This window comes from Gemmatimonadaceae bacterium (assembly GCA_036003045.1).
Lineage (GTDB): Bacteria > Gemmatimonadota > Gemmatimonadetes > Gemmatimonadales > Gemmatimonadaceae > JAQBQB01.
In genome coordinates, this window is sequence record DASYSS010000065.1 from 63,123 (window position 1) to 86,278 (window position 23,156).

The 23,156-nt window shown below is 67.1% G+C and carries 24 protein-coding genes; 6 read left to right on the plus strand and 18 right to left on the minus strand.

The features are described from left to right. Window positions 1-16: 16 nt before the first annotated feature. The 18 genes from VGQ44_16540 to VGQ44_16625 all read right to left on the minus strand — a co-directional run bounded on the left by VGQ44_16540 (window position 17) and on the right by VGQ44_16625 (window position 15,746). The gene (locus VGQ44_16540) at window positions 17-901 is read right to left on the minus strand and encodes a prolipoprotein diacylglyceryl transferase family protein (protein HEV8448440.1); all 885 of its coding nucleotides are present in this window, start codon (window positions 899-901) and stop codon (window positions 17-19) included. Further along, window positions 898-1,971 carry a tRNA (adenosine(37)-N6)-threonylcarbamoyltransferase complex transferase subunit TsaD gene (tsaD, locus tag VGQ44_16545; GenBank protein HEV8448441.1) on the minus strand — a complete coding sequence of 358 codons (1,074 nt, stop codon included), beginning with the start codon at window positions 1,969-1,971 and terminating at the stop codon, window positions 898-900. The genes VGQ44_16540 and tsaD overlap by 4 nt, the downstream gene beginning before the upstream one ends. Then, the gene (locus VGQ44_16550) at window positions 1,971-2,705 is read right to left on the minus strand and encodes a hypothetical protein (GenBank protein HEV8448442.1); all 735 of its coding nucleotides are present in this window, start codon (window positions 2,703-2,705) and stop codon (window positions 1,971-1,973) included. Before VGQ44_16550 ends, tsaD begins: the two co-directional genes overlap by 1 nt. Before the next feature lie 18 nt (window positions 2,706-2,723). Continuing rightward, a complete protein-coding gene (locus VGQ44_16555) occupies window positions 2,724-3,299 on the minus strand; it encodes a TlpA disulfide reductase family protein (GenBank protein ID HEV8448443.1) in 576 nt (191 codons plus the stop codon). Further along, a complete protein-coding gene (gene rpe, locus VGQ44_16560) occupies window positions 3,296-3,961 on the minus strand; it encodes a ribulose-phosphate 3-epimerase (protein HEV8448444.1) in 666 nt (221 codons plus the stop codon). Before rpe ends, VGQ44_16555 begins: the two co-directional genes overlap by 4 nt. Further along, window positions 3,958-5,439, minus strand: a complete 1,482-nt coding sequence (gene rsmB, locus VGQ44_16565; protein HEV8448445.1) for a 16S rRNA (cytosine(967)-C(5))-methyltransferase RsmB — start codon at window positions 5,437-5,439, stop codon at window positions 3,958-3,960. The genes rpe and rsmB overlap by 4 nt, the downstream gene beginning before the upstream one ends. A gap of 5 nt (window positions 5,440-5,444) precedes the next feature. Further along, window positions 5,445-6,413 (minus strand): methionyl-tRNA formyltransferase, encoded by a 969-nt coding sequence (fmt, locus tag VGQ44_16570; protein ID HEV8448446.1) that lies wholly within the window; start codon window positions 6,411-6,413, stop codon window positions 5,445-5,447. Then, entirely contained in the window at window positions 6,414-6,974 is a 561-nt protein-coding gene (def, locus tag VGQ44_16575; GenBank protein ID HEV8448447.1) for a peptide deformylase, read from the minus strand. It abuts the gene before it with no gap. Then, complete coding sequence (gene yajC / locus VGQ44_16580) at window positions 6,971-7,366, minus strand: preprotein translocase subunit YajC (GenBank protein ID HEV8448448.1); 396 nt, start codon at window positions 7,364-7,366, stop codon at window positions 6,971-6,973. Before yajC ends, def begins: the two co-directional genes overlap by 4 nt. After that, window positions 7,363-8,508 (minus strand): tRNA guanosine(34) transglycosylase Tgt, encoded by a 1,146-nt coding sequence (tgt, locus tag VGQ44_16585; GenBank protein ID HEV8448449.1) that lies wholly within the window; start codon window positions 8,506-8,508, stop codon window positions 7,363-7,365. Before tgt ends, yajC begins: the two co-directional genes overlap by 4 nt. A gap of 32 nt (window positions 8,509-8,540) precedes the next feature. Further along, entirely contained in the window at window positions 8,541-9,578 is a 1,038-nt protein-coding gene (gene queA / locus VGQ44_16590) for a tRNA preQ1(34) S-adenosylmethionine ribosyltransferase-isomerase QueA (protein HEV8448450.1), read from the minus strand. Between the two features lie 236 nt (window positions 9,579-9,814). Beyond that, on the minus strand, window positions 9,815-10,840 hold the full coding sequence (ruvB, locus tag VGQ44_16595; GenBank protein ID HEV8448451.1) for a Holliday junction branch migration DNA helicase RuvB: 1,026 nt from the start codon (window positions 10,838-10,840) through the stop codon (window positions 9,815-9,817). A gap of 399 nt (window positions 10,841-11,239) precedes the next feature. After that, window positions 11,240-12,397, minus strand: a complete 1,158-nt coding sequence (locus VGQ44_16600; protein HEV8448452.1) for an aminotransferase class I/II-fold pyridoxal phosphate-dependent enzyme — start codon at window positions 12,395-12,397, stop codon at window positions 11,240-11,242. A 20-nt stretch (window positions 12,398-12,417) separates the two neighbouring features. Further along, window positions 12,418-13,029 carry a Holliday junction branch migration protein RuvA gene (gene ruvA, locus VGQ44_16605; GenBank protein HEV8448453.1) on the minus strand — a complete coding sequence of 204 codons (612 nt, stop codon included), beginning with the start codon at window positions 13,027-13,029 and terminating at the stop codon, window positions 12,418-12,420. Continuing rightward, complete coding sequence (gene ruvC, locus VGQ44_16610; GenBank protein ID HEV8448454.1) at window positions 13,026-13,583, minus strand: crossover junction endodeoxyribonuclease RuvC; 558 nt, start codon at window positions 13,581-13,583, stop codon at window positions 13,026-13,028. The genes ruvA and ruvC overlap by 4 nt, the downstream gene beginning before the upstream one ends. Window positions 13,584-13,599: 16 nt before the next feature. Continuing rightward, a complete protein-coding gene (locus tag VGQ44_16615) occupies window positions 13,600-14,349 on the minus strand; it encodes a YebC/PmpR family DNA-binding transcriptional regulator (protein HEV8448455.1) in 750 nt (249 codons plus the stop codon). Between the two features lie 101 nt (window positions 14,350-14,450). Then, window positions 14,451-15,302, minus strand: coding sequence for a DnaB-like helicase C-terminal domain-containing protein (locus VGQ44_16620; protein ID HEV8448456.1), 852 nt, complete (start codon window positions 15,300-15,302; stop codon window positions 14,451-14,453). 54 nt (window positions 15,303-15,356) lie between these two features. Then, complete coding sequence (locus VGQ44_16625; GenBank protein ID HEV8448457.1) at window positions 15,357-15,746, minus strand: hypothetical protein; 390 nt, start codon at window positions 15,744-15,746, stop codon at window positions 15,357-15,359. A 70-nt stretch (window positions 15,747-15,816) separates the two neighbouring features. Between VGQ44_16625 and VGQ44_16630 the strand changes: the two genes are divergently transcribed. The 6 genes from VGQ44_16630 to VGQ44_16655 all read left to right on the plus strand — a co-directional run. Continuing rightward, window positions 15,817-17,379 carry a response regulator gene (locus tag VGQ44_16630; GenBank protein HEV8448458.1) on the plus strand — a complete coding sequence of 521 codons (1,563 nt, stop codon included), beginning with the start codon at window positions 15,817-15,819 and terminating at the stop codon, window positions 17,377-17,379. Beyond that, the gene (locus VGQ44_16635) at window positions 17,376-19,253 is read left to right on the plus strand and encodes an ABC transporter transmembrane domain-containing protein (GenBank protein HEV8448459.1); all 1,878 of its coding nucleotides are present in this window, start codon (window positions 17,376-17,378) and stop codon (window positions 19,251-19,253) included. The genes VGQ44_16630 and VGQ44_16635 overlap by 4 nt, the downstream gene beginning before the upstream one ends. A 2-nt stretch (window positions 19,254-19,255) precedes the next feature. Continuing rightward, on the plus strand, window positions 19,256-20,353 hold the full coding sequence (locus tag VGQ44_16640; protein HEV8448460.1) for a glycosyltransferase family 4 protein: 1,098 nt from the start codon (window positions 19,256-19,258) through the stop codon (window positions 20,351-20,353). A gap of 14 nt (window positions 20,354-20,367) precedes the next feature. Continuing rightward, window positions 20,368-21,294, plus strand: coding sequence for a lysophospholipid acyltransferase family protein (locus VGQ44_16645; GenBank protein ID HEV8448461.1), 927 nt, complete (start codon window positions 20,368-20,370; stop codon window positions 21,292-21,294). Continuing rightward, a complete protein-coding gene (locus VGQ44_16650) occupies window positions 21,291-22,166 on the plus strand; it encodes an ABC transporter permease (GenBank protein HEV8448462.1) in 876 nt (291 codons plus the stop codon). Before VGQ44_16645 ends, VGQ44_16650 begins: the two co-directional genes overlap by 4 nt. A 7-nt stretch (window positions 22,167-22,173) precedes the next feature. Then, the coding region (locus VGQ44_16655) for an aminotransferase class V-fold PLP-dependent enzyme (protein HEV8448463.1) at window positions 22,174-23,156 on the plus strand (983 nt) is incomplete at its 3' end.

The following is a 23,156-nucleotide window of genomic DNA, read 5'->3' on the forward strand; positions in this document are numbered from 1 at the left end:
CCTACGCCGCGTCACTTCACGCAGGCACCGGAACCTCGCTGATGCCCGGCCGGCCGACCCCGGTCCGAGAGCGGGCGGTCATGATCAGGACCCCGACCAGAGTGATCGCTAGAGCGATCAGCTGAGCCATGCTCAACCCGAATGCCCACGAGAAGCGGTCGTCCTTGGCGCGCAGGAACTCGACGACGAATCGCTCGAGGCCGGCCAGCACGCAGTAGACGCCGAAGAGCCAGCCCTCGGCGTGCTTGTGATTGCGTAGGCGCCAGAGGATGCCGAACATGATCATGCCCAGCGCGACCTCGAGAAGTTGCGTCGGATAGACCGACAAGACTGTCGACGGGTCGGTGCCGGGCTGGATCGGCGTGTTGAATACGCGCTGCATCTCGAACGCCGTCGACGGCGGCGTGCCTTCGGGGAACGCGACGGCGAGCGGGCCGGTGTACGGCCGGCCGTAGTCGTCGCCGACGGCCCAACAGCCCGTGCGTCCGACGGCGTAACCCGCGGCGATCGCGATCCCCGCGACGTCGGCGAAGCGGACAAACGACAGCTTTTTGTAGCGGATCGTCGCCGCGCAGAGCGCGACGGCGCCGATGAAGCCGCCCCAGAAGACGAATCCCCCGCGGCCGAGCAGGTCGCGCCAGTTGTGCGTGACGACGACCACGTAGTAGAGCTTCGCGCCGATCAGCGTGCCGAGGAGCGCGGCGAACAGAACGTCGCTCACCGCCGCGGATTCCTTGTCGCGCCCGCGGCGCGCCAGCTCGCGCTCGGAGACCATCTGCGCGATGAGAAACGCGAGCAGCACCGCGATCCCGAAGCCGGTGAACGAAAATCCGAACACGCTGAACGTGAACGGATGATGGATGTACGGTCCGGCGGCGCGGATCATGAAGTTCGAAATCATGCGGCGACGAGTCCGGGAATGGGCGAAGCGGCGAACGCGTTGAGGTCGAGTCCCGAGCGTTCGCCGCGCTCGAGATGGAAGAGGCCCGCGCGCGCGATCATCGCGGCGTTGTCCGTCGCGAGACGCGGAGTCGGGGCGAACACATCGACACCGTCGCGGGCGAAACGTTCCCGCATCGCGGCGACGAGCGCGCCGTTGCACGCCACGCCGCCGCCGAGCACCACGCGGCGCCGTCCATAGGCCGTCGCCGCGCGCGCCGTCTTCTGGACGAGCGTGTCGACGACGGCATCCTGAAACGCCCGCGCGATCGGCGCGCGCTCCGCCTCGGACGCGGGTGGCGACGATTTCACGGCGTTGAGCACGGCGGTCTTGAGCCCGCTGAACGACACGTCATAATACTCGGCGTCCCCGGGACGTTGGTCGCGACGCAACATCGGCCTCGCGAACCGTAACGCGCCGCCCGTCCCGCCACCATCGTTGGCGCGTGAAGTCGTGGCGAGCGCCGCGATGCGCTCGACGTGAGGTCCCCCAGGATAGGGGAGCCCGAGAAGCTTGGCAACCTTGTCGAACGCTTCGCCGGCCGCGTCGTCGCGCGTGCGGCCGAGCAATCGGTAGCGGCCCCACGCCTCGACGTCGATGAGCAGCGTGTGTCCGCCGGAGACGAGCAACGCGGTAAACGGTGGAACCGCGGCGGCGTTTTCGAGCGCCGTCGCGAAGAGATGTCCTTCCATGTGGTGCACGCCGATCACCGGAACGCGCCGCGCGAACGCGAACGCCTTGCCGAAGGCCACGCCGACCAAGAGCGCACCGACGAGGCCTGGTGCGTTGGTCACCGCGACGGCGTCAACGTCGTTCGAGCCCATGCCCGAGTCGGCAAGGGCTTGCTCGACGACAGGCACGATCGCCGTGAGGTGCGCGCGTGACGCGATCTCCGGTACGACGCCGCCAAATATTCGATGCACGTCTTGCGAGAGGATCACGAGGGAACGGATGCGCGCGTCGTCGCCGGCGCCCTCGAGGACCGCCGCCGACGTCTCGTCGCACGACGTTTCGATTCCGAGGACTCGCATCACTTGTGCGGCGTCGCCGGCACGACGGGCGGTATGGGCATCGGGCCCACGATCAGAACCTTCACCTGCGACGGCTTCACGCGCAGAGTGCCGAAACCGGTCGTGTCGACGTCGACCAAGTGCGGCACCGAGTCCGGGAAAGTGATGACGGCCTTGATCGTCTGCACCGCGCGCACCTGCGCGACCCGCTGGCGCGGCCCCGAGACCTGCACGCTCTCCGGATCGAATCGCGTCGCGATCGGGCCCACGACGCCGGTCGCGTTCACCGACAGCGCCGAGACGATCGGCACTCTGCGGCTCGCGGTGGACTCGAAGCGGAGTGTGATGCTGCGCGGCTCGACGTCGCGCACGACAGCGTCCACGCCGTCGGGCAGCGTCACGTCGTCGGGACGCAGGTCGACGACGACGGTGTCCGGCGAATCCGCGCCGATCGGCCGGCGAATGGCCGGCGGGTTCGACGTGAGCTTGATGAGCTCCTTGGGCGAGCCGGCGACGAGCGCTTGCAAATTGGGCACGGGATCACGCAGCACGAGCGAGCTGTCGAGTTGCGGTGAGAATCGCACCGCCACGAGCGCGATCTGCGGTTCTTTCGCGTTCACGACGAACCAGAGGACGACGGAGACGAGCACCGCCATTCCCTTGAGGCCAAGCTGCTGCGTGAACGCGGCCGTGACGCGGCGTTGCAGCGAGCCGGACGTCCGCGACGATGAGTTACCTGGCGCGACGTCGGACATCGAGCGCGCGCCTCCCGTTCAGCGATCGCCGCCGTTCGCGACGGTCTTGGGTTCTTGCAAGCCGAGCAGCTGCGCGATCAGCGCGCGGTTGCCGGTCGAGTTCCAGTCGTCCGGTCCGATCCACTTCCGGCGGATCGATCCCTCGCGTCCAATGATGAACGTCTCCGGATAGCCCGTGGCCTGATAGGCGCGCTCGATCGAGTGCGTCGAGTCGTGCAGAACCTCGAAGGTCACGCCGAAATGTTTGGCGAAAGCGCGAATCGAGTCTTCGCCGACGTAGTCGTCGATGCTGACAGCCACGAGCTTGAGTCCCTTGTCGCCGTATGCTTGATAAAGCTTCTGCAGGCTTGGGATTTCCACCTGGCACGGACCGCACCACGTCGCCCAGATGTTGAGCAGAACGACCTGTCCCTTGTAGTCGGCGAGCGTCTTGTAGCGATTTTCGCCCAGCACCTTCGCGCGGAAGTTCGGAGCGTCGGAGCCTTCGGTGACCGGAAAGAGCTGCTCGCGCAAAACATTGGACGCGACGGCCAGCCCCGCCGCGAGCACCACGACGACGAGGCCGACGATCGTCCACTGCTTGCGCGCGGTCATACGGTCACTCCGCAGAGCGCCCGGAGCTTGGCGATCTCCGCCTTCGGATCGGGCGCGCAGAAGACCGCGTTGCCGGCGACGAACGTGTCTGCGCCCGCTTCCCACACGGCGTGAATCGTGTCGCGTCCGATGCCGCCGTCTACCTCGAGCGCGGCCTTGCTGCGCGCTTCGGCGAGCATCGCGCGCGCGCGGCGCACCTTGTCCACCGAGTACGAAATGAAGCGCTGCGCGCCATAGCCGGGGTTCACCGTCATGACGAGCAGCAGGTCGAGCTCGGGGAGCACTTCACTCACGGCGCTGAGCGGCGTCGACGGATTGATCGCCGCGCCGGCTCGGCATCCGAGCTCGCGAATGCGATCGAGCTGCCGGTGCAAATGCGGCGAAACCTCGGTGTGCACGGTCATGCCGGTCGCGCCGGCCGACGCGAAGTCGTCGAAAAACTTCTCCGGTTCGACGACCATGAGATGCACGTCCAAGGGCAGCGTCGTGAGTTTGCGTACCGTCTCGATCACCTTCGCGCCGTACGTGATGTTGGGGACGAAGCGCCCGTCCATGACGTCGATATGAATCCCGTCGGCGCCGCCCGCAACCACTGTCGCAATTTGTTCCCCCAGACGCGCGAAATCCGCGCTGAGGATGGACGGGACGATCCGAACGCTCACTCGGCTTGCCCCGTCCCCGCTCCAGCTTCGACACCGATGTTGCCGCCGACGTTCCGCAATCGCGCGGCAAACGCGCCGTCCGCGCCGTGCACCTGAGGCAGCACGCGAAGACGTCCGCGATCGAGCACGGAAGCGGGCACGACGCCCTCGGGCGGAGGGTCGAGTCGCCAGCCGGGGTGCTCGGACAGGAAGCGGTCGATCTGCTCGTCGTTCTCTTCGGGTTCGAGCGAGCACGTGCTGTAGACGAGCAGTCCTCCGGGGCGAACGACGGATGCCGCCGAGCGGAGAATCGAGCGCTGCAGTGATGCCATGACCGCGATGTCGGAGATCTTGAGCCGCCAGCGCGCGTCGGGGTGCCGGCGGAACGTCCCCGTGCCCGTGCACGGCACGTCGACGAGCACCAAGTCTACCGGCCGGATCGCCGGGTTCCGCGCGTCGGCGACGTACGCGCCAAGCGTCGGAATCTCGAGGCGATGCGCGTTGTCGAGCACGCGCTGCAGGCGCGCGAACGACAAGTCGCTCGCGAAGACCCGTGAAGCAGCGCGCGACATCTCGATCGACTTACCGCCCGGCGCGGCGCAGAGATCGGCGACGACGGCGCCGGTCGGCGCGCAAGCGTACTGCGCGACGAGCGTTGAGGCCGGATCCTGGATGTGAAACAGTCCCTGCCGAAACGCGCCCAGTTCAGTGAGTGACGAAACCGGGCTCGACAGAAGAATGCTGTCACGAACGAGCGGCGCGTCGTCGACGCGGATTCCGGCCGTCTCGAGCATGGCTTCCAGCTGCTCGCGCACGACGTGGTACGGCCGCGCGATGAGCGGCGCCTCGCGGTTGTTCGCGTCGAGCAAGCGGCGGGTCTCGTCGGCGCCGAAGCGCTCGAGCCACCGCGCGACGAGCCACCGCGGGTGCGAGCCGGACAGCGCGAGCGCGCTTGGCATCTCCGTCAAAACGGGAAGCGACAGCGCTTCGTGTTCGCGATCGAGACGACGAAGCACGGCATTCGCGAGCTTGCTCGCGCCGATCCCGTGGCGCTGCTTCGCCAGCTCGACGGTCTGCGCGATCGCCGCGTACGCGGGGACGCTTTCCATGTACAGTAGCTGCGCCGCGCCGAGTCGAAGAAGATCGAGGAGATCCGCGTCGAGTCGCGCGATGCCGCCGCGCACGCGCGCGTCGAGGTGCGCGTCGATCCACGCGCGCCGGCGCAGCATGCCGTAGAGCAGTTCGCGCGCCCAGCGCCGATCGCGTCCGTCGAGGCGCGTCGTGCGGCGGTCGAAGGCGAGGTCGAGCAACTCGCCGGCTCGAAGATCCGTACACACCTCGGCCGCGGCGCGCCGCGCGTCCGTCACGCTCGGCGACGCAGGCTTGCGTAGGGCGTTGTGCGACATTGCGTGCGCGCCGACTTCGTCCGCGTGAACTGCGAGAACACTGCCTCCTCCGATACCGCCGGCGGACGACCGGTCCTGATCTGCGTCAGGCATGGTGTCTAAGATAGCCTCTCGCCGACCGCGATGCCCCTGCCGCGCGCCCACTCCCGAGGCGACATCGGCCGCTTACCGGCGGGCTGCACGCTTGCAATCTGCACGCTTCCCCCTCCCGGGCCGTCGCCGCAGGCGACGGTGAGTCCCTGGTCGTCGATGGCGAGGACCTCGCCGGGCTGCCGGTCCGACGTTCGAGGCGAGACACGGGCGCCGAACAGCTTGACCTCCCCGCCGCCCGCCCGGTTGGCCTCGCCTGATGAGCGCACCGCGTAAGCACCCGGGCGCGGGTCCAAGGCGCGTATCAGTCGTGCAACCGTCGCGGCGTCGGTGGTCCAGTCGATGCGCGCCATCGCGCGGTCGATCTTGGGCGCGTAGGTGGCCTTGGTTTCGTCCTGCGGTGTCTCCGCGGCTCGGCCCAATTCGATGAGCGCGAGCGCCTCGATCAAGGCCAGCGCGCCGAGCTCGGCGAGTCGCAGGCGCAACTCGCCGGCCGTCTCGTCGTCGGCGACCGGCGTGCGGACTTGAAGGATCGACGGCCCGGCGTCGAGCGCCTTCACCATTCGCATGATCGTGACGCCGGTTTCGGCGTGCCCTTCGCGAATCGTCGCCTCGATGGGAGCCGCTCCCCTGAGGAGTGGCAGCAGCGACGCGTGGATGTTGATCGTTCCGCGCGTCGGCAGATCGATGATCGTTTGCGAAAGGATGTGTCCGTATGCGACGACGACGGAGATGTCCGGGGAGAGCTCGCGCAACTGCGCGAGGAATTCATCGCCCCGTGGCCGCTCCGGCTGGAAAACGGGAATCGCTTCGGCGGCCGCGACACGCTTTACCGGCGGCGGCTCGAGGATCGACCGCGACCGGCCGACGGGACGGTCGGGTTGGGTGACGACGCCGACGACCTCGAATCCCTCGCCGAGCAGCGCGCGCAGCGGCGGCAGCGAAAAATCGGGCGTGCCCCAGAAGAGCACGCGCACTCACAGCTCCTCGTCGGGGTGCTCGTGGTTCCGCGACGGGTCGATTTCCAGTTTTCTGACGAATCCCGGGTACTTGTCCTTTTCCTTCGCCCAACGCGCCATCGCCGACCGCCGCTTCAGAATGCTCAAATAGTCGACGAACAACTTGCCGTGCAGGTGATCGATCTCGTGTTGGAGGCAGCGCGCGAGGAGCTCGCCCGCTTCCACTTCGAACGTCTGTCCGTCGAGTCCCATCGCGCGCACTTTGACCCGCGCCGGCCGCTCGACATCGCCGTAGACGTCGGGGATCGACAGGCAGCCTTCTTCCGCCTTCGCGCTTCTCGCGTCGGATTCGACGATCTCCGGGTTGATGATCGTGAAGCGGTCCGTGTCCACGCCGATGACGGCCACGCGCTCGGTGCGCCCGACCTGCGGCGCGGCGAGTCCGATGCCTTTGGCGACGTCCATCGTCTCGAACATGTTCTTGACCAGCTCGCGCAGCTCATCGGTGACGACGGCGACGGGCTTCGTTTCCTCGCGCAGCACCGGGTCGCCAAGGACCCGAATGTCGAGAATGCTCACGACGACTGCGAGGGGGTGCTCGAGGGGGTGGCGGCGGAGGCACCGACGATGCGCGCGATCCGTCCGCGCTCGACGACGATTCGGGACTCGCCCGACTTGATGGTGACGCGGTCGTCCAGACGATTCGCGCCGCCGTCCTTGGACGTCTCGCGGATGTGAATCACTTCGCCGACGATGCCGCCCGCGGTGACGATCTCGTCGCCCTTCTTGAGCGACTTGAGCGACGTCTCGTGCTCGCGCCGCTGCTTCTGCTGCGGCCGCAGGATGATGAAGTAGAAGATCGCGGCGAAGGCCGCGATCTCGAACAGGAACGGCGTGTAGGATCCACCGCCGCCGCTTGGCGCGGCCTGGAGGGCGGCGGCGAACGCCATCGGCAGATCGAGCGTGGTCATTCCGAGGTCACCGGTCTTGAGAGATAGCGCGCGAGCCAGTCCTCGCTCCACGCGCCGAGCGTCTTCCCGCGGATCGCGTCGCGCGCGTCGCGCATGAGACGAACCAGGAAATGTACATTGTGCAGGGAAAGCAGGCGAAGCCCGAGGATCTCGTCCGCGGTAAACAGATGGCGGATGTACGCGCGTGAGAATCGTCGGCACGCCGAGCAGTCGCATTCCTCGTCGAGCGGTCGTTTGTCGACGCGGAATTCGGCCCGCTTGATGTTGAGCCGGCCGTCGCGTGTGAAGGCCGCGCCGTTCCGCCCCATCCTCGTCGGCGCGACGCAATCGAAGAGGTCGACGCCGCGCCGCACTCCCTCCACGAGGTCCTCCGGAAAGCCGACCCCCATCAAATAGCGCGGCCGTTCACGCGGCAGCTCGCCGTCGACGACGTCGAGGATGCGGTACATGTCCGGCTTCGCCTCGCCGACGGAGAGTCCGCCGATGCCGTAGCCGACCCAGTCGCCCGAATCGCGAATCGATCGTGCGGCGGCTCGCCGCAGCGACTCGTGGATTCCGCCCTGGACGATCGGAAACAGCGCCTGGTCTCGCGGTGGCTCCCCCGGCCAGCTCGCGACCGCGGCGGCGCATCGCGCGAGCCAGCGGAGGCTGCGCTCGCTGGCGTCGCGCGCGGCGGACTCGTCGCTCTGGCCGGGTATGACGTGGTCGAACTGCATGATCACGTCAGCGCCGAGGTTGCGCTCGATCCGCATGACGGATTCCGGCGTGAAGGCGCGCAGCGATCCGTCGATGTGGCTGCGGAACTCGACGCCGTCTTCCGAGACCGTGCGAAGTCCCTCCAATGAGAAGACTTGAAAGCCGCCGGAATCGGTGAGAATGGGCCCGTCCCAGCCCATGAACGCGTGCAACCCGCCCATCTCGCGAACGATCTCGTCGCCGGGACGCAGGTGTAGATGGTAGGCGTTGCCGAGGATCATCTGCGCGCCCATGGCGCGGAGATCGTCGGGGTCGAGCGCCTTGACCGTCGCGAGCGTGCCGACCGCCATGAAGGCGGGCGTATCGACGGGCCCGTGAGGCGTGCGGAAGACGCCGACGCGCGCCGCGCCGTCCTCGTGATCGATCGAGAAGCCGAAGCCGGACAAGTGTGCTCGTTCGTGAGTTGAGGGCGACGACGCTAGATGATCGCCATCGCGTCGCCGTAGGAATAGAACCGGTATCGCGCCGCGACCGCTTCCCGGTACGCCCGCATCGTCAGCTCGTAGCCGGCGAACGCGGCGACGAGCATGATCAGCGTCGAGCGGGGCAGGTGAAAGTTGGTCACCATTCGGTCGACGGCGCGAAAGCGATGTCCGGGGCGAATGAAGATCCGCGTCTCGCCCGCGCCGTCGCGGATCCGGTCGTCGTCCCCCGCGACCGTCTCGAGCGTGCGCACCGTGGTCGTGCCGACGGCCCACGCGCGGCCGCCCGCCGCGCGGCGCTCGTTGATCGCGCGAGCCGCGTCCGCCGTCACGCGATACCACTCTTCGTGCATGACGTGCGCGGCCGGATCCTCCACCTCGACGGGCTTGAACGTGCCGGCGCCGACGTGAAGGAGGATCTCCGCCGTCGCGACGCCGCGACGCTCGAGCGACGCCAGCAGCTCGGGAGTGAAATGCAATCCCGCCGTCGGCGCGGCGACGGAGCCTTTCTCTCGCGCGAACACCGTCTGGTAGCGCTCCGCGTCTTCGGCCGCGTCGGGCCGCTCGATGTACGGTGGAAGCGGCACGTGCCCGTGGCGCTCGATCGCGTCATCGAGCGGCTCGTCGCTCTCGAGGCGGACGATGCGCGTGCGGCGTTCCGTCACTTCGAGAATCTCCGCCTCGAACCCCGGCGCGATCGTCACGCGGCGGCCCGGCTTGAGCTTTCCGCCGGGCGAAACCATCGCCTCGTAGCGCGCGTCGCCGAGCGGTTTGAGAAGGAGGATCTCCGCCGGAGCACCCGACGCGCGCGCCCCGAGCAAGCGCGCGCGAATCACGCGCGAGCGGTTCACGACCACGACGTCGATCGGCGCGATGAGGCTGGCGACGTCGGCGAACGTCTTGTGCTGGATGTCGCCGGACGCGCGATCGACGACCATCAACCGACTCGCATCGCGCCGCTCGAGCGGGCGCTGGGCGATGAGATCGTGCGGAAGCTCGAAGTCGTAATCGGAGGTGAGATCGCCTGCGGGCATCAGAGCGGTGGGACGTTCCGGTTGCGGTGATCGAAGGGAGAAATCTCGAGAGGCGGCGCGAGCCTGGCCGTGAGCGCGAGCGTGCAGCATGAGCTGTGAGCCCAAACGACGCCGGAACGGCGGGCAGTTGCTCGCGGCTCCTGTTGTCAGCTGATGCTCGAGGCTAGGCTCGCATCCGCTCCGCGATTCTGCCGAGCCGAGAGAGTCCAGCCCGAGGCAGTTCGCGCCGTCTTGATTCAGAAGAGTGTCGGCTGCCCATTCGATCCGGGCGCCACGATCCCGAAGTGTTCGTACGCCGCCCGCGTCGCCGTGCGTCCGCGCGGCGTCCGTTGAAGAAAGCCGTGTTGCACGAGAAAGGGCTCGTACACTTCCTCGATCGTGTTCTCGTCTTCGCCGATCGAGACGGCGATCGTCTTCAGCCCCACCGGGCCGCCGTCGAACTTCTCGATGATCGTGCGAAGGATTCGCGTGTCCATGTCGTCGAGCCCGAACGCGTCGACGTCGAGCATGGAGAGCGCCTGGTCGGCGATCGGCTTGCTCACCACACCGTTGCCTCGGACCTGCGCGAAATCTCGAACTCGTCGCAGCAAACGGTTGGCGACGCGTGGCGTGCCGCGGGCCCGCCGCGCGATCTCGGCCGCACCCGCCGGATCGACGTCGACCTTCAGCACGTCGGCCGTACGCTGCACGATCAACTCGAGGTCCTCGGACGGGTAGAAGTTCAACCGCTGCTCGATCCCGAACCGCGCGCGCATCGGGGCCGTGAGCATCCCGAGCCGCGTCGTCGCGCCGACGAGCGTGAACTGCTCGATGTCCATCGTCACCGTGTTCGCCTTCGGTCCGTCGCCCAAACGAATCTCGATCTTGTAGTCCTCCATCGCCGGATAGAGAAACTCCTCGATGATCGGACGCAGCCGATGGATCTCGTCGATGAACAGGATGTCGCCGCGCCGCAGATTCGTCAGCGTCGACACGAGATCGCCGGGCTTCTCGAGCGCCGGTCCGGAGCTCGTATGGATGTTCACGCCCAGCTCCCGCGCGATCAGCTCGGCGAGCGTCGTCTTGCCGAGTCCGGGCGGGCCGAAAAAGAGCGTGTGATCGAGCGGCTCTCGCCTCTGCATCGCCGCGTCGATGTAAATCCGCAGCGCGTCCTTCACCTTGTCCTGCCCGATGAACTCCGACAGCCGCTGCGGCCGCAGCGACAGCTCGACGACGGATTCGTCGACGAGAACCTCAGGCGTGGTGATCTCGGCGCGCGACATGCGATTCAATATACCCGAAGAGTTGCCGAAATCCCGGTCTGCCCCGCTCGGGCGAGCTGCTGAACTGATTCACCGCAGAGACGCAGAGAACGCGGAGGGGCGCAGAGGACTGCCTCGGTGAAAAAAGGCTGTTCGCGTCACGCGGCCGGGCGCTTCTTGTTAGAGCCGCTCGCGAAGCTCCTAGGAAGCGTGTCTCCTCGGCCGAGTACCTTCCCGAGCGGCGGTTACCAGAGAGGAAAGCTCGTGGGACGAAGGACGCCGCGTGCGCGGCATTTCTCTGCGTTCCTCCGCGTCCTCTGCGTCTCTGCGGTGAGTAGTTGCCGTTGCTCTTGTAGTTGCCGTTGCTCTTGTAGTCGCAGTTGCAGTTGCAGCCCGTATTGAATTCGCGCTACCCAGCCACTAAACCGTGGCCCGCAACCGCGACAACCGCTCGGCCGCATCGTCCAGCGTCGACTGCTTCTTACAGAACGCGAAGCGGGTGAAGGGGCGGCCGTCTTCTTTGTTCGAGTAGAAGCTCGAGCCGGGCACCGTGGCGACACCGATTTCGGCCGTCATCCACTTGGCGAACGTCACGTCGTCGAGGTCGCTGATCTTCGAGAAATCGGCGAGGACGAAATAGGCGCCTTCGGGGGTCGCGAACTCGAAGCCTTGCTCGCGGAGGACGCCGCACAAGAAATCGCGGCGCTGCTTGTAGTGCGCGGAGAACTCGTTGTAGTAGTCGGGCCCGAACGCGAATCCGACGGCGGCGGCGGCTTGGAGTGGAGCGGGCGCGCCGACGGTGAGGAAGTCGTGCACCTTGCGGATGGGACCAGTCTGTTCAGGAGGCGCGATGATCCAGCCGATGCGCCAGCCGGTGCAGCTGTAGGTCTTCGAGAGCGACGAGATCGTGATCGTGCGCTCGCGCATGCCGGGCCAGGTCGCGATCTCGTGGTGATGGCCCTTGTAGATCATGTGCTCGTAGGGCGCGTCGGTGATCGCCCACGCGTCGTGCTCGACGCACAAGTTCGCGATCAGCGACATTTCGTCGCGCGTCAGCACGCGGCCCGTTGGGTTGTGCGGGGTGTTGACGATGATCGCCTTCGTGCGCGAGGTGAACGCCTTTCGCAGGCGATCCGGATCGAACGTCCAGTCCGGCCGTTCCATCGGCACGAACACCGGCTTGGCTCCGGCGAGTATGGCATCCGGCCCATAATTCTCGTAGAACGGCTCGGGAATGATCACCTCGTCGCCGGAATCCATGAGCGCCATGAACACCGAGGCCATCGCTTCCGTCGCGCCGCACGTCACCGTCACGTCGCGGTCGGGATCGACTTCCATGTCGTAGAACCGGCGATACTTCTCGGCGATCGCTTGTCGCAGAACCGGCGCGCCCCACGTGACCGCGTACTGGTTGATGTCGCCGTTGATCGCGGTACACGCCGCGGCTTTCATCGCCTCGGGCATCGCGAAATCGGGAAATCCCTGCGCCAGGTTCACGGCGTTGTGCATGGCGGCGATCCGCGTCATCTCGCGGATCACGGATTCGGTGAACGTCGAGGTTCGTCGAGCTGCGAGCACGTGTCTTCTCCGTCCTGCGGTTAGCCTCGAATCTTGCCAAGCGATCGGCGAACGAGATCGGCCGTCTCGCCGGGCTTCCCACCATCGTCCAACGCCGCCTTGACCGCGCGCTCAGCGTCAGGCATCGAATAGCCCAGCGACACGAGCGCGCGAACGGCATCCTCGGCGCCGGGAATTCCGCCGCCGGGGCGGCCCGGCCCCCCCCCACCGGGAGCGGAAACATGCAGGTCGTCGAGCTTGTCGGCGAGATCCAGGATGAGCTGTTCGGCCTTCTTTCTCCCTACGCGCGGCACACTCTGAAGCGTTGCCAAGTCCTTGTCCCGCAACGCTCGAACGACGCGGTCGGCGGTCAGCGTCGACAGCAGGCCGAGGGCCAGAGAAGGGCCCACGCCCTTGGCATCGAGCACCCGCTGAAAGACGCGGCGCTCGTGCGCGGTGGCGAAGCCGTAGAGCTGCCAGCCGTCCTCTTTCACCACCAAATACGTATGCAGCGACGCCGGTTCGCCCGCGCGCGGCAGCGATTCGTAGACGTTGAGCGGGATCGCCAACTCGTACGCCACGCCGCCGGCGGTCATGATCTCGACGCGATCCAATTCCTTCGAAACGAGCGTCCCGCTGACGTGCGAAATCATGAAAGCTGAACAGGGCGCGTCGGAGCGCGGCGCGCGGGCACGATCGCTCCCGTTGCGCCGACTACGGGGAGGCGTGCGGCGACCAGTCCGGCGATCGCCGCCGCGACGCCGTCGGCCGCGTCACTTGGCTGCGGCGCCGTCTTCAATCGCAACATGCGGGTGATCATGAACTGCACTTGTTCTTTGGTCGCCGCGCCCGTTCCCACGACGGCCTTCTTGATCTCGGCGGGTGGAATCTCCCGAATGTCGAGATTCGCTCGGCTGCCGGCGAGGAGCACGACGCCGCGAGCGTGCCCCAGTACGACCGTCGTCCGCACATTCTTGGCGTAGAACACGTCCTCGACGCACAGCGCATGCGGCTTGTGACGCTCGATCAGCTCGACGACGCCTTCATAGATGTCGCGGAGACGCATCGCCAGAGGATCGCGCGGGCGGGTGCGAATGACGCCGCATTCTATGAGCGAGACGTGCCCAACTGCCCGCACGTCTTCTCCTCCCTGTACGACACCGTAGCCGGTGTTCGCGGTGCCCGGATCGATGCCGAGAACGATCACCGGGCTCGCGCGAGCCTCACTCGTTACTCCGCGCCATCTCGGTCACGTCCATGTCGAAGTTCGCCCAGACCTTCTGCACGTCGTCGAGATCTTCGATCGTCTCGAGCAGCTTGAGCAGCGCGTCGCCGTCCTTGCCGGCGATCGTCACGGTCGTCTTGGGAACCATCGCCAACTCGGCCTCGCCGATCTTGACGCCGGCGGTCTTGAGCTTGTCCTGCACCGAATGGAAGTCGTGCGGCGTCGTCGAGACGAGGAATCGCTCCTCTTCGCGAGCGACGTCTTCGGCGCCGGCGTCGAGAGCAGCTTCCATTAGCGCGTCCTCGCCGATCGTCGACGCGTCGACGTAGATCTGCCCCTTCTTCTCGAACATCCACGCCACCGAGTTCGGCGCGCCGAGGTTGCCGCCGAGTCGCGTCATCTTGCTGCGAACTTCGGCGACCGTGCGCGTCGGGTTGTCGGTCACGGCGTCGATGAGGAGCGCGACCCCGCCCGGGCCGAAGCCCTCGTACGTCACTTCGTGGTAGTCGACGCCTTCCAGCTCGCCTGTCCCCTTCTTGACCGCGCGCTCGATGTTTTCCTTCGGCATCGAGTTCGATCGCGCGGTGTCGATCGCGAGACGGAGCCGCGGATTACCGCCGGGATCGCCGCCGCCGATTTTGGCGGCCATGGTGATCTCGCGGATCAGCTTGGTGAACAGCGCGCCGCGCTTGGCGTCGGCCGCCGCCTTGTAGTGCTTGATCTGCTTCCATTTACTGTGGCCGGCCATCGCGCGAATGGGGCAAAGGTTCAGGAAGAAATATAGGTGCGATGGGGGGCGACGCGTGCGAGGACGGAGTACGGAGACCTCGGACGAGGCCTCCGCACTCCTCACCTTTCCGGATCCAGCATGTCCTCGAACCGCATCCACTGGGCGTAGAAATAGAGGTCGACGTAGCCGGTGGGTCCGTTGCGGTTCTTGCGGATGAGCAGTTCGGTCGCTCCCTCGACGTCGCGCGCGGGCTGATACATGTGCTCTCGGAAGAGCGTCATCACGACGTCGGCGTGTTCCTTGATCGCGCCGCGCGCGCCGAAATCGTCGAGCAGCGGGCGCCGGTCGGCGCGTGAGCCGAGCTCGCGCACCGTGGCCGTGGTGACGACGACGAGGCCGCGTTCGAGCGCAAGCGTCTTGAGGTCGCGCACCGAACGCGCGAGCTCCTCGTCGAGCAACTCGTCGCCGGAGGCCGTCGCGCTCAGGCTGTCGACGAAGACGATTTCGGTGAACGGCAATCCGTCGAGCATCGAGGCGATCGCCCCGACGCCGCCCGTCGGCGGACGATCCACGATGGGCAGATTCTCTCGCAGCCGAAGCGCGACGGACCCCGCGTTGGCGCGCGCCATGTCGTCGAGAGTGCCCTGACGCAGATCGTCGATTTTCGTGCGCGCCTCGATCGCGATCACGCGCTCGAGCACGCGCTCGGCGGACATCTCACCCGTGAGAAAGAGCACGCGCGCCGACGCGAGCGACATGCGGATGGCGAACGCCAGCGCGAGCGCCGACTTTCCGCTCGCCGTGTCGCCGCCGATCACGACGAGATCGCCGCGACGCAGCCCGCCGCCGAGCATCTTGTCGAGGCTCGCGAATCCGGTGGGAACGGTCGACGGCGGCGGCGCGCCGTCGGCAACGGCGTCGACGCGCGAGAGCAGGACTGAAAGAGGCGAGATGTCTGTCGTGCGCGTCATGAGGTCCCAATACTCACGGTTGCGCAGCGGAGGGCAAGGACGTTGTCGGGAGAATTACGAACCGGCCAGCGTCGCCGTCAGCCGTTCGAGCTCGGCGCGTGCGCCCGCGTCGAGCTGAGGCCCGGTCGCCGCGATCACCGCCGGCAATGCGGCCGCGGCCGCGTTGCGCCCCGTCGCCGTGGAGTCGATCAGTCGAGCCAGCGCCGACCGGATCGGCGCCGCGAGGGCCATCGACGCCAGCCAGCTCTTGGCGTGCGTCGCGCGTTCGGCCCGTGCTTCTGCGGAAACCCCGTGCTCGGGCAACGTGTCGTCCGCCAGCCGCGCCGCGAGATACACGGCGAGCGCTACCTCGCGGCGTCCGCCAAGCGGCGCCTTGCCGGCGAGCGTCGCGAGCGCCGCGAATCGGAAGCTGGTGGCTGGGACCGCGTACGGCGGATTCGGCATCGAGGACAATGTGCGTTTTGCAAACGCAGTCCGATAGCTTGGCCGCTCACGCGGCCGATATATTTGGGCCATGGCGCATCAGGCGAAATCCGTCCTCTGGATCGACGACGAGGCGGAGATGCTCGAACCTCATCGCATGTTCTTGCGAGACAAAGGGTTCGAGGTTGAAACGGTCACCAACGCCGAGGACGCGCTGGAGCTCGTGCGGCGCCGTCCGTTCAGCCTGGTCCTGCTCGACGAGCAGATGCCCGGCCGCCGCGGCCTCGACGCGCTCCGCGAGCTGCGCGAGGTCGATCCGAATCTGGCGATCGTCATGGTCACGAAGAGCGAAGAAGACTCGACCATGACCGAAGCGATCGGCGCCGCGCTCGAGGGCTATCTCGTCAAGCCCGTGACGCCGCGGCAAGTGTACGCGGCGGTCACTCGACTGCTCGAGGGGGCGCGCATTCGACAACAAGCCGTCGCGCGCGAGTTCGTTCAGCGCTTCCGCGAGATGCAGACGGAATCGTTCCGCGGCCTCAATTGGCGACAGTGGATCGAACGTTACGCGGAACTGACTCGCTGGGATCTCGAGCTCACCGCCGCGAACGAGACGGGACTGTACGAGTCGCTGCAAGGGCTCTATCCCGACATGCGCCGTGAGTTTGCCGGCTACATGAAGCGCGCCTACCCGGAATGGCTCAAGAATCTCGAGGGCGACCGCCCGCCGATGTCGATCGACATCGTGCCCGAGTTCCTCCTGCCGATGTTCGACTCGGCCAAACAGGGGCTCTTCGTCGTAATAGATTGCTTGCGTCTCGATCAATGGCGAACGCTCGAGCCCTTCGTCGCCCCGCTGTTCGACGTCGAGACGACGTACTACTACAGCATCCTGCCCACGGCGACGCCGTTCTCGCGCAACGCCCTGTTCAGCGGTCTCTTCCCCGGCGAGATCGCGGCCCGTTTCCCCGACTGGTGGGGCGAGCGCGAAGACGAGACCCTCAACGCGCACGAGCGGCAGCTTCTCGAGGCGCAGCTCGTCGAGCTGAATCGCAAGCTGCCCGTTCGCTACGAAAAAATCTCCACGGCTGCCGAAGGCGACGACCTCGAGCGCCGTCTCTCCCGCGCCATCGCGCCCGAGGGCATCTCGGCGTTCGTGTTCAACTTCGTGGACCTGCTCACGCACGGCCGGTCGGAGTCGGCGATCCTCTATGAGGTCGCGCGAGACGAGATCGCGCTCCGCCAACTCACGCAGCAGTGGTTCCGGCGGTCGGCGCTCTTCGCGTTGCTCCAGGAAGCGTCGCGCAAGCGGATCAGAGTCCTGATCACGACCGACCACGGCTCGATTCACTGTCGAACGCCGGCCACGGTCTTCGCCAAGCGCGACGCGACGCAGAATCTCCGCTACAAGTTCGGCGAGGATCTTCGCGCCGAGAACCCGGAGCAGGCGCTCCTCTTCACGAATGAAGACTCGCTGCGCCTCCCTCGCCGCGGGCTCGGCGCCAACTCGCTGCTCGCCACGGGCGATTCGTTCTTCGTCTATCCGACAAAGCTGCGTGAATATCAGAGCCGGTATCGCGGCTCGTTCCTCCATGGCGGCGTCACGCCCGAGGAGTGCATTCTGCCGGTCGCCCTTCTCACCCCCCGACGGTGAGCATCACCACGGGTCCGGAGACGCTTCCCTCTACGCTCGGCCGGGCGCGGTTCGCCGAGTATCGGCGGCTACTCGTCTTTTTGCGGCCGCACTGGTGGCGCATGGCGGGCAACGTCGTGAGCAACGTGATCGGCGCCGCGCTCGGCGCGTTTTCGTACACGCTGCTCGTGCCGTTCCTGAACACTTTGTTCAAGCAACCCAATCCGCTGCCCAAGGCGGCCGGGTGGGTGGAGCACGCGCAGCGGTGGACGATCGGGGCCTTCGTCCATCCGGACGATCCGCGAGGGTCGTTGGCCGCCGTGATTTTCGTCATCCTGATCGTCGTCGCCATCAAGAACGTGTTCGTCTGGCTCGCCGGCCAATTCGGCGCGTCGCTCCAGGAGTACGTCACGCGCGACATGCGCGACGCCGTCTTCTCGCACATGCAGCGCCTGCCGCTGCGCTACTTCCAGCGGACGAAGGTCGGCCAGGTCATCTCGAAGATCCTGTCCGACACGGACCAAACGAAGGCGCTCGTCACCGAGCTGGTGACCCGCACCGTTCAGAACGCGGCCAACATCATCGCCACGATCGCCGTGCTCGTCGCGATGAACGTGCAGCTCACGCTGTTGTCGCTGGTCATCGCGCCGATCCTCACGCTCACGCTCCAGCCGCTGCTCAAGCGCCTGCGCCGTGGTTATCGCCGCAGCCGCGCCGACTTCGGCGAAGCGACGAGCGTGTTGCAGGAAGTCGTGACCGGCGTGCGCCTCGTGAAATCGTTCGGCGGCGAGCGCTACGAGGACCAACGGTTCGGCGACGCCAGCCATCGGTACTCGGAAGGAATGGTCAAGATCAACCGCGTCTCCGCGCTGTCGCAGCCGCTCACCGAAGTGATCGGAATGTCGATCGCGGTCTTGATCCTCTGGATCGGGGCGCTCGCCGTCTTGTCGAACCGAGGCATGGACGCGGCGTCGCTGATCGTGTTCATGACGCTCGTCATGACGCTGCTTCCGCCGCTCAAACAGCTCTCGCAGGCACCGACCACCGCGCAGCAGTCGCTCGCCGCCGCTGAGCGTTTGTTCGACGTGCTCGACGAGCCGACCGAGATGGAGCTCGACCGTGGCACGCAAACCATCGAGTCGTTCGAGCGATCGGTGGAGTTCGAGGACGTGTCGTTCGCCTACGACACCGAGCCGGTGTTGAGCGACATCACCTTCGACGCACCGAAAGGATCGGTCATCGCGCTCGTCGGCGCGAGCGGGGCGGGGAAGAGCACGCTCGTCGATCTCATTCCACGTTTTTATGATCCGACCGAAGGTCGGATTCGGATAGACGGCGTCGACACACGCGACATCACGCTCGCCTCGCTCCGCTCGCTCACGGGAATCGTCAGCCAGGACACGGTGCTCTTCAACGACACCGTGCGTAACAACATCGCGTACGCGTCGGCCGAAAAGTTCTCGCAGGAGCAGATCGAGCGCGCGGCACGGGCGGCAAACGCGCACGACTTCATCATGGCGCTGCCGCAGCAGTACGACACCGTCCTCGGCGAGCGCGGCACACGGCTCTCCGGCGGCCAGCGGCAGCGTCTCGCGATCGCGCGCGCGCTGCTCGTCGACCCGCCCATCCTGATTCTCGACGAAGCGACGTCGGCCCTCGACACCGAGTCCGAGCGCCTCGTGCAGGAAGCCGTGGATCGCCTGCTGGCCGGCCGCACGGTGTTCGTCATCGCGCACCGCCTCTCGACGATCACGCACGCGAACATGATCCTCGTGCTCGACCACGGACGGATCGTCGAGCGAGGCACGCACGCCGGTCTCCTCGCCGAGCGCGGTGCGTACTATCGGCTGCATGCGCTGCAGTTCCGCGACGAGCACGTCGCGGCGGGCGTCTGACGATGCGAGTCCTCTTCTACGTGAGCAGTCGGGTCTGGTCCGCGGCGGCGCGCGTCGCGATAACGGCCGCCAAAGGACTCGCCGCGAAAGGACACGAGGTTGCCGTCGCCTGTGCCGAGGGAAGCCAGCTCGCCGCGCGCACGTCCGACGCGCGCATCGACGCGGTCACCATGGGAAAATCGGCCTCGGCCGCCGGCGACGCCTGGGATCTCAAGCGCGCGATGGAACATCGCTCGATCGAGGTCGCGATCGTCACGAACGAACGAGACCATCTCGTCGTCGCCTCCGCCCGATTGCTCGGAAATCGCGGAGCGATTCTGCGACACGTCCGGCCGCTCGAGCGAATCCAGCCCGGGCGCGGCGGAAAGATCGCGCTCAAGCTCGCCGCATCGGGATTGATCTTCTCGAGCGAAAAGGACGCGACTGAAGCGACGGGCCTCAAGGGCTGGGCGGTTCCTCCGTGCGTCGCGCCGCTCGGGGTCGACCCGTCGGGATTCGATTCCGCCGAGCCGATGTCGCGTGGCGAAGTCGGTCTGGCCAACGACGCGCTCCTCATCGCGTGCTCGTACGAGCCGTCGGGACGCGCCCGAATCGCGACTGTGCTCCGCGCGCTCGCCCTGCTCACGCCGCGGCACCCGGAGCTCCACGCCATGGTGTTCGGGCCCGGGTCGCTGGACGAAGCGCTCCGCATGCACGCGTCCGCGCTCGCCGTCGGCGCGTCGGTCACTTTCCTCGGCGAAGTCGATGACGCTCCATCGGTGATGCGCGCGGCGAACATCGGTTGGGTTGCCGCCGAGGGAGATGCCGGCGCGTACGCGTGTCTCGACGCGATGGCGTGCCGCCTTCCCGTCATCGCCGAGCGAAACATGCTCACGCAGCAATACGTCGCCGACGGGATCACGGGCCTCCTGCTCGCGCAGGGCGATCCGCCCGACACCGCGTCCGAAGTCGCCGAGTTCATCGCCGACCGAGCGCGTTGCGCCGCGATGGGGAACGCCGGACGCGCACGGGTGCAGCGCGAATTCTCGGAGAGCGCGATGATCGAAGGCTTCGAGCGCGCGATCAACGCTGCCGGCGATCGCGTGAGGCAGGCCAGTTGAGCGCGACCGACGCAATGAGCCCCCCGCCGTCGCTCGCCCACCGCGCCGAATACGCGGCGCTGCGCAGCGCCGTGGCCGCCGCCGCGACGCTCAGCTTCACTCGCGCCGGCTCGATCGGCGAAGCGATCGGCCGGTTGGGCTTTTCTCCGTTCGGGATTCGACGGCGCGTCGTCGAGCGCCAAGTCGAAGCGGCGCTCGGGCTCACCGACCGTGATGAGATCGAGCGTATCGCGCGCGCGGCGTACGGAAGCCTGGGACGAACGAGCGTCGAGACGGCGATTCTTCCATCGCGCTCGCGCCAGCAAATCATCGAGCTGTTCGAGGATGTGCACGGCTGGAGCATCGTCGAAGAGCGATTGGCGCGCGGCAAAGGGCTGATCGTCATCACGGGGCACCTCGGCAACTGGGAGCTGGGCGGCGCGTACATCGCCGCGCGCGGCGTGCCGATCGACGCGGTCGCGAGACACATGGCGAATCCGCTCTTCGATCGGTACCTGACCAGGACGCGCGAGCGGATCGGCATGTCGATCATTCACGACGAGGAGGCCGTGAAGCGCGTACCGCGCTCGCTGCGCGGCGGGCGGGCGGTCGCATTTCTCGTCGACCAGGGCGCGGTCGGTCTCGCGTCGACGTGGGTGCCGTTCTTCGGACGTCTCGCCAAAACGCCGCGTGGACCCGCGGTGTTCGCGCTGCGGCTCGGCGCGCCGATCGTATTCGGCGTCGCGGTGCGACGGCCGTCCGGGCGCTACGTCCTCACGTTCGAGGCGATCGATCCGGTCGAAACCGGGGACCGCGAAGCGGATGTCGATCGCATCGTCGCCGATTACACGCTCGCGCTCGAGCGGCACGTGCGTGGCGCGCCGGAGCAATACTTCTGGCACCATCGCCGTTGGAAGCACCAACGTCCCGGAACGCCGCCGGAGCTCGGAGACCCGCTGTGAGCCGCGCAACCGATCGTCTGTTCGGCGATCGGCGCGCCTGGTTCGGCGCGGGCGTCGTCTTACTTCTCGTCGGGCTTGCTGTGGCCGCGCCTCTCGTCGCTCGCCACGACCCGTTCGGCATCGATCTCATCAATTCGCTGCTCCCGCCGTCGCGCGCGCACTGGTTCGGCACCGACGTGCAAGGCCGCGACGTCTGGGCGCGCCTCGTCTACGGCGCGCGCATCTCGCTCACCGTGGGCATCGTCTCGCAGGGAATCGCGCTCTCGCTCGGCGTGATCCTCGGCCTCGTCGCCGGCTACTACGGCCGCTGGGTCGACGAGCTGGTGATGCGGCTCGCCGACGTCACGCTCGCGTTCCCGACGCTGCTCCTGCTCATCGCGCTCGTCGCCGCTTTGCAACCGAGTCTCACGGTCGTTTTCGTCACGATCGGCGTCGTCGGGTGGGCGGGAATGGCGCGCATCGTCCGCGGACAGGTGCTCATCGTGCGCGAGTTGGAATTCGTGCAGGCCGAGCGCGCGCTGGGTGCGCGCGACACCCGTGTGATCCTCCTGCACGTGCTGCCGAGCGTCATCGCACCCGTCGTCATCGCGGCGACGCTGGGCGTGGCCGGCGCGATCATCGCCGAGTCGTCGCTGTCGTTCCTTGGGCTTGGCGTGCAGCCGCCCACGCCGAGCTGGGGAGCGATGATCGCCGACGGGCGCGATCTGTACCAGCTGCGGCACGCGCCGTGGACGTCCGTGTTTCCGGGGCTGGCGATCGGCGCGGCCGTGCTCGGATTCAATCTTCTCGGCGACGCATTGCGAGACGCGCTCGACCCGCGCACGCTCCGCACCAGAATGCCCGGCGCTCTTACCAACCCCGCGACGCCGTGAGGACATCGTGAGCTCGGTGATCGAGAACAGCGTGTCGTTCGACCTCGAGGCGTTGCGGCGCGAGGAATTCCCGGCGGTCACGCGCGGCGACACGATCTTCTTCAACCACGCGTCGACCGGACCGTTGCCGACGCGGGCCATCACGGCGCTCGACGACTGGAGCCGGCGTCGCGCGAATCCGACGCTCGTGTCGCAGGAGCTGCAGTTCGGCACGCTCACGAAGTCGCGCGCGATGATCGCGTCGATGATCAACGCCGCCCCGGCGGAGATCGCGCTGTCGACGAACACGACGTTCGGGATCAACCTCGCCGCGTTCTCGCTGCCGCTGAAGCGCGGCGACGTCGTGCTCTCGCCGGATCTCGAGTTCCCCGCGAACGTGTATCCGTGGATGCAGCTGGCCGAGCGGCACGGGATCGAATTTCGCCAGCTCGAGTGTGACGACGGCGTGTTGCATCGCGACCGTCTCGAGCGCGAGCTGGAGGACGAGCGCGTCCGCGTCGTGACCGTGTCGTGGGTGCAATTCGCGTCTGGCGCGCGCGTCGACCTCGCCGCGCTGGGGGCGCTCTGCCGCGAGCGCGGCGTGTATTTCGTCGTCGACGCCATTCAGGGGCTCGGGCCGCTGACGCTCGACATGTCGAAGACGCACGTCGACATCCTCTCGTGCGGCGCGCAGAAGTGGCTGCTCTCTCCGTGGGGCGCCGCATTCGTCTACGTGCGCCAGGCGCTCATCGAGAAACTCGAGCCGCACGACGTGAGCTGGATGGCGGTCGAGGGGTCCGACGACTTCACGCGGCTCACCGACTACGATCTCAAATGGCGCCATGACGCGCGCCGCTTCGAGTTCGTGACGCTGCCGTACCAGGACTACGCCGGAATGAACGCGAGCCTGGACCTCTTCAACGAGGTCGGGTTCGCGAACGTCGCGCGTTGCGCGCAGCGGCTCGGTGAGCGGATCGTGAACTGGGCCGTGTCGCGCGACGACGTCGAGCT

Coding starts and splice junctions, on each gene's coding strand:
- VGQ44_16540 (HEV8448440.1), bottom strand. CDS start 901: ATGATTTCGAACTTCATGATCCGCGCCGCCGGACCGTACATCCATCAT.
- tsaD (HEV8448441.1), bottom strand. CDS start 1,971: ATGCGAGTCCTCGGAATCGAAACGTCGTGCGACGAGACGTCGGCGGCG.
- VGQ44_16550 (HEV8448442.1), bottom strand. CDS start 2,705: ATGTCCGACGTCGCGCCAGGTAACTCATCGTCGCGGACGTCCGGCTCG.
- VGQ44_16555 (HEV8448443.1), bottom strand. CDS start 3,299: ATGACCGCGCGCAAGCAGTGGACGATCGTCGGCCTCGTCGTCGTGGTG.
- rsmB (HEV8448445.1), bottom strand. CDS start 5,439: ATGCCTGACGCAGATCAGGACCGGTCGTCCGCCGGCGGTATCGGAGGA.
- yajC (HEV8448448.1), bottom strand. CDS start 7,366: ATGACCACGCTCGATCTGCCGATGGCGTTCGCCGCCGCCCTCCAGGCC.
- queA (HEV8448450.1), bottom strand. CDS start 9,578: ATGCCCGCAGGCGATCTCACCTCCGATTACGACTTCGAGCTTCCGCAC.
- ruvB (HEV8448451.1), bottom strand. CDS start 10,840: ATGTCGCGCGCCGAGATCACCACGCCTGAGGTTCTCGTCGACGAATCC.
- ruvA (HEV8448453.1), bottom strand. CDS start 13,029: ATGATTTCGCACGTCAGCGGGACGCTCGTTTCGAAGGAATTGGATCGC.
- VGQ44_16615 (HEV8448455.1), bottom strand. CDS start 14,349: ATGGCCGGCCACAGTAAATGGAAGCAGATCAAGCACTACAAGGCGGCG.
- VGQ44_16620 (HEV8448456.1), bottom strand. CDS start 15,302: ATGACGCGCACGACAGACATCTCGCCTCTTTCAGTCCTGCTCTCGCGC.
- VGQ44_16625 (HEV8448457.1), bottom strand. CDS start 15,746: ATGCCGAATCCGCCGTACGCGGTCCCAGCCACCAGCTTCCGATTCGCG.
- VGQ44_16630 (HEV8448458.1), top strand. CDS start 15,817: ATGGCGCATCAGGCGAAATCCGTCCTCTGGATCGACGACGAGGCGGAG.
- VGQ44_16640 (HEV8448460.1), top strand. CDS start 19,256: ATGCGAGTCCTCTTCTACGTGAGCAGTCGGGTCTGGTCCGCGGCGGCG.
- VGQ44_16645 (HEV8448461.1), top strand. CDS start 20,368: ATGAGCCCCCCGCCGTCGCTCGCCCACCGCGCCGAATACGCGGCGCTG.